Below are 5,564 nucleotides of genomic sequence, written 5' to 3' on the forward strand. Positions count from 1 at the left end.
GCGGGTCCGCTCTATCCACCCCCTCTCCACGTCGCACCCCCCCTCGCCCTCCGGGCCGCGCTTCTCTTTCTTGCTACGCGTTACTTCGTGCAGACTCGTGCGCTCATGCCCGCCCGTCGCGCAACTCGCGGCGCAGAATCTTGCCGACATTGCTCTTGGGCAACTCGGTGCGGAATTCGATGATTTTCGGCCGCTTATAGCCGGTCAATTGCGTCTTGCAGTATGCGAAGACATCCGCGTCGGTTAGCGCCTGGTCCTTCTTCACGACGAACAGCTTCACCGCCTCGCCCGAGTGCTGATCCGGGACGCCGACCGCGGCGACTTCGAACACGCCCGGAAGCTTGGCGACCACGTCCTCGATTTCATTCGGATACACGTTGAAGCCGGACACCAGAATCATGTCCTTCTTGCGATCGACGATCTTCACAAAGCCATCTTCATTCATCACGCCGACATCGCCTGATTTGAAGAAACCGTCCGGCGTCATCACCTTGGCGGTTTCGTCCGGCCGGTTCCAGTAACCCGCCATCACCTGCGGCCCGCGAATGCAGATTTCGCCTGGCTGGCCGAGCGGCACTTCATTGCCTTCGTCGTCCCGAATCGACACTTCCGTCGACGGCAGCGGCACGCCGATCGTCCCGCTGTATTCGGTGACCGTGACCGGATTGCAGGTCACGCACGGCGACGTCTCCGACAACCCATAGCCTTCGACGATCGGCGTATGCGTGAGCTCGTACCAGCGTTTGGCAACGGCTTCTTGCACCGCCATGCCGCCGCCGTTCGCGGTCAGCAGCTTCGAAAAATTGAGCTTGTGAAAATCCGTGCTATTCAGCAGCGCGTTGTACAGCGTGTTGACGGCGGGGATCGTCGTGATCGCATAGCCTTCCAGCGCCTTGATCATGCCGGAAATGTCCCGCGGATTCGGAATCAGCACACCGAGGCCGCCGGTACGGATCGTCAGCAGCCCGCACACAGTCAACGCAAACACGTGATAGAGCGGCAGCGCCACGACGGTGATGAACTGATCGATGTCCGTGCGGTTCGCGCGAACCGGATGGAGCCAAACTTCAGATTGCAGCACGTTGGCGATCAGATTCCGATGCAATAACGTGGCACCCTTGGCCACGCCAGTGGTTCCGCCCGTGTACTGCAGAAACGCGACGTCGTCCGGTCGCTGCTGGACCGCTTTGAAACTCAGCCGGCCGCCTTCCGCAATCGCCGCATTGAATTTGACGTGGCCCGGCAAGCTCCACGCGGGCACCATCTTCTTCATCTTGCGCACGACGAAGTTCACGAGAGTGCCCTTGATCCCCATCAGATCACCCATCGCCGCGACGACGACGTGCTTGATCGAGGTATTGCGCACGATAGCCTGCAATGTCACCGCGAAATTTTCGAGCAGGATGATCGCTTCCGCGCCACTGTCCTTGAGCTGATGCTCGAGTTCGCGCGGCGTGTAAAGCGGGTTCACGTTCACGACGACGTAGCCGGCACGCAGGATCGCGGCGATCGCCACCGGATATTGCAGCACGTTCGGCATCATGATCGCGATGCGCGCGCCGCGCGCAATGCCCTTCGACTGGAACCACGCGGCCAGCTTGCGCGAAAGCGCGTCGAGTTCGGCGTAGCTCATCTCCTTGCCCATGCAGACGAACGCCGGCTTGGCGCGATGCTCGCGGAAAGCTTCCTCGAGCAGGTCGGCCACCGAAGAATAGCGGCTCGGGTCAATCTCTACGGGAACGCCGGGCGGATAAGATTTCAGCCAGATTTTGTCCATGCAGCGTCTCCTGATTTATTTTCGAATGGTCGTGCTAAAAATGCATCGTAGCATGGTCACCTCGTCGCTAATCGCGAAATTCGGGCGGGTTAGACTGCAGCCTCGAACCTTCATTTAACGAGCGCTGCAGGAATTTCTGGCGTGTGTCAGGCGCGTTCGACTTCGACGAGGCAGTCGTAGAACGTGGCCGATCCGCCCAGGTCGGTGAGCGCCTGGCTCGTCACCTGGTTGGCGTTGCGACCGTCCGGCGCGAGCTTCTTCCACCAGATCGACAGGCCGACGACGAGCCCCTCGCGCGCTTTGTCGGTGACGCGGGCGCGCGCCTGCATCGAGCCTCGGTCGTTGAAGATGCGCACCCGGTCGCCGTTGCCTATGTCTCGGGCGTGCGCGTCGGCGGGATGAATGTCCAGATGCGGCTCGCCTTCCGTCGCGCGCAGACTTTCGATGTTCACGAACGTGCTGTTCAGGAAATTGCGGGCGGGCGGCGAAATCATCGCGAGCGGGTAACGGGCCGCGAGTTCGGGCGCGCCGTCGGCCGATTCGTGCGGTGGCAGATAATCCGGCAACGGATCGAGGCCCTGCTGCGCGAGGCGCTCGCTGTAGAACTCGCATTTACCCGACGGGGTGCGGAAACCGCCATTGGCGAACGGGGCGTCTGGCAGATTCAGCTTCGCCCAGCCGGTTCTCTTCAGCGTTTCCCAGTTCACGCCTTCAAGCGTTTTGTCTTGCCATCGGAACGCGGCCTGCGCGACGGTTTCGTCGCTTTCGAACAGCGCCGGTTCTTCTAGTCCCATCCGGCGCGCGAGGCCGCGAAAGATCTCTGTGTTCGGACGCGCGTCGCCGACGGGGGCGATCGCCGGCAGGTTGAGCATCACGTGCGTATGCCCGTATGACTTGTGCACGTCGAGGTGTTCGAGCTGCGTCGTTGCTGGCAGGAGCAGATCGGCGTAGTCCGCGGTGTCGGTCTGAAAATGCTCGAGGACGATGGTGAAAAGGTCGTCACGTGCAAATCCCGCTGCGACTCGCTCCGAGTCCGGCGCCACCGCCACGGGGTTCGAGTTGTAGACGACGATTGCTTCGACCTTCGGGCCGAACGCGGCATCGCCCGGATGCAGCAGCGTATCGCCGATCGCGTTCATGTTGATGACGCGGCTTGCTTTGGCCGGCCAACCCGGCATCAGGTCCGGGCGCTGCAGCGCGTGCGGGTCGACCGGAGCCCAGCCGCCCGACGAAAGCAGCGCGCCACCCGCTCTCTCACGCCATGCGCCTGTCAGTGACGGCAGGCACGCGATCGCGCGCACCGCATTGCCACCGCCGCGCACGCGTTGCAGACCGTAATTCATGCGGATCGCGGCCTTCTTCGTACCACCGTAAAGTCGCGCAAGTTCGACGATCACCCGCTCTTCGATACCGCAAATTTCACTTACACGCGACGGCGGATAACCGAGCGCGCGAGCTTTCAGTTCAGCGAAGCCCAGCGTGTGAGCCGCAATGTAGGCGTGATCGAGCAGATTCTCCGTGATCAGCGCGTGCATCATGCCGAGCGCGAAAGCGCCATCGGTGCCGGGCTTCAGCGCGATGTGCTGATGGCATTTTTCCGCCGTCAACGAGCGATACGGGTCAATTGCGATCAGACGTGCGCCGCGACGCTTGGCTTCCTGGGCGCGTGTCCAGAAATGCAAATTCGATGCGATGGGATTTGATCCCCAGATCAGGATCACCTCGCTTTCTGCAAAAAACTCGGTGAGCATGCCGATGCCCGCGCCGTATGTGTATTTCAGACCCGCGGCGCCGGCCGCCGCGCAGATCGTGCGGTCGAGTTGCGAGGCCCCGAGCTTGTGAAAGAACCGCTGCGCGATGCTGTCGCCTTGGACCAGACCCATCGTGCCGGCGTAGCTGTACGGCAAAATCGCTTGTGGCGCGCGGCCTGCAATTTCCGACAGCCGCGCGGCCGCGAGTGCGAATGCCTCATCCCAATTGATCGGTTCGAAGTGGCCCTCGCCTTTGCGGCCGACTCGCTTCATCGGCGTAGTCAGCCGGCGCGGGTGGTAGACACGTTCCGCATAGCGGCTGACCTTGGTACAAAGCGCGCCCTGCGTCGGCGGATGCTCGGGATCGCCAACGACCTTGATCGCGCGGCCATTCTCGACGGTCACACGCATCGCGCAGGTGTCGGGGCAATCGTGCGGGCACACGGCACGCGCGAAATCGGTCGTGGCATTCATCGGCGGTCCGTCACGGGCTATTAGAGCTGGGGTAATGCGCGATTTTATTACGTCTGTTGGTGGCTAGCCTGCTAGGTGCCGCCAAAATCACCTTCGGCGTAGAATCGGTTATCACCGTGCCCGGGCCGATGTGTGCCCGAGCGATCCCAGGCAAGTCAAAGCACAAACGCAACATCACTCCATCATGAAACTGATTCCCGAAATCCAGGCTGCTCACGGCGAAATCCAGACCCTTCGACGAACGATTCATGCCCATCCGGAACTGCGTTATGAAGAGACTGCAACGGCTGATCTCGTTGCTCGCAGTCTCGAATCCTGGGGCATTGAGACTCATCGTGGTTTGGGCAAGACCGGCGTAGTCGGCGTACTGAAGCGCGGCAATAGTTCGCGTTCTATTGGCCTGCGGGCAGACATGGACGCGCTGCCGATTCAGGAACTGAACAGCTTCGACCATCGCTCGAAAAACGAGGGCAAAATGCACGCGTGCGGCCATGACGGACATACCGCGATGCTACTCGGCGCAGCACGGCACCTGGCCAAACACGGTCAATTCGACGGCACGGTCGTGTTCATTTTCCAGCCGGCTGAAGAAGGCGGTGCTGGGGCGCAGGCTATGATCGACGACGGTCTGTTCGTAAAGTTTTCAGTAAATGCGGTGTTCGGCATTCACAACTGGCCAGGTATGCCGGCAGGCCACTTCGGCGTGACTGAAGGTCCGATCATGGCGTCGAGCAACGAGTTCCGCATTGAGATCAAAGGAGTCGGCTCGCACGCCGCACTTCCGCACAATGGGCGCGATCCTGTGTTTACCGCGGTGCAGATCGCGAACGGACTGCAGAGCATCATCACGCGGAACAAGAAGCCGCTCGATAGCGCCGTGCTGTCGATCACCCAGATTCATGCCGGCGACGCGGTTAATGTCGTCCCGAATGATGCGTGGATCGCGGGGACAGTGCGCACATTCACCACCGAAACACTCGATCTGATCGAAGCACGCATGCGCAAGATCGCGGAGAGTACCGCTGAAGCCTACGATTGCTCCGTCACGATCCATTTTCATCGGAACTATCCACCGACTATCAACAGTGGCGAAGAGGCCCGTTTTGCTGCGGAGGTCATGAAAGAGATCGTTGGAGCTGAAAACGTCGACGACGCAGTGGAACCAACGATGGGCGCCGAAGACTTTTCCTTCATGCTGCTGGCAAAGCCAGGCTGTTACGCATTTCTGGGTAACGGCGATGGCGGCCACCGGGATTCGGGGCACGGCGCCGGCCCTTGTATGCTGCATAACGCGAGCTATGACTTTAACGACGAGTTATTGCCGATCGGCTCGACGTATTGGGTTCGCCTGGCGCAACGGTTCCTTGAGCGAGGAAAGTAAGGTGCGTTGGGGCGGCACACGGGATTGCACGTGACATGTCGCCCTTGTGTTGGGCTTGCAGGGGGCTCCGGTGCATGGTTTTGAGTGGCGAGCGCTTTTTACGGCCGCGTTTTCGTCCTGTGATACGCGAAATTGAAGGACGCAATTTGCGGCGCCACAAACGCAGAAACCCCACCTTTTC

General features: G+C 60.8%; 3 protein-coding genes. 1 reads left to right on the forward strand and 2 read right to left on the reverse strand.

The window, feature by feature from the left end; genetic code table 11:
• Window positions 1-103: 103 nt before the first annotated feature.
• Window positions 104-1,777 carry a long-chain fatty acid--CoA ligase gene (locus P0D89_RS50615; RefSeq protein ID WP_408360229.1) on the reverse strand — a complete coding sequence of 558 codons (1,674 nt, stop codon included), beginning with the start codon at window positions 1,775-1,777 and terminating at the stop codon, window positions 104-106.
• Between the two features lie 146 nt (window positions 1,778-1,923).
• On the reverse strand, window positions 1,924-4,002 hold the full coding sequence (locus tag P0D89_RS50620) for a molybdopterin-containing oxidoreductase family protein (protein ID WP_408360227.1): 2,079 nt from the start codon (window positions 4,000-4,002) through the stop codon (window positions 1,924-1,926).
• 184 nt (window positions 4,003-4,186) lie between these two features.
• On the opposite strand from P0D89_RS50620, the gene P0D89_RS50625 reads away from it, so the two are divergent.
• Window positions 4,187-5,383, forward strand: a complete 1,197-nt coding sequence (locus tag P0D89_RS50625) for a M20 aminoacylase family protein (protein ID WP_408360377.1) — start codon at window positions 4,187-4,189, stop codon at window positions 5,381-5,383.
• Window positions 5,384-5,564 lie beyond the last annotated feature (181 nt).

Origin of the sequence: Paraburkholderia sp. RL18-085-BIA-A, from assembly GCF_046027075.1 — a bacterium.
Taxonomy (GTDB): Bacteria; Pseudomonadota; Gammaproteobacteria; order Burkholderiales; family Burkholderiaceae; genus Paraburkholderia.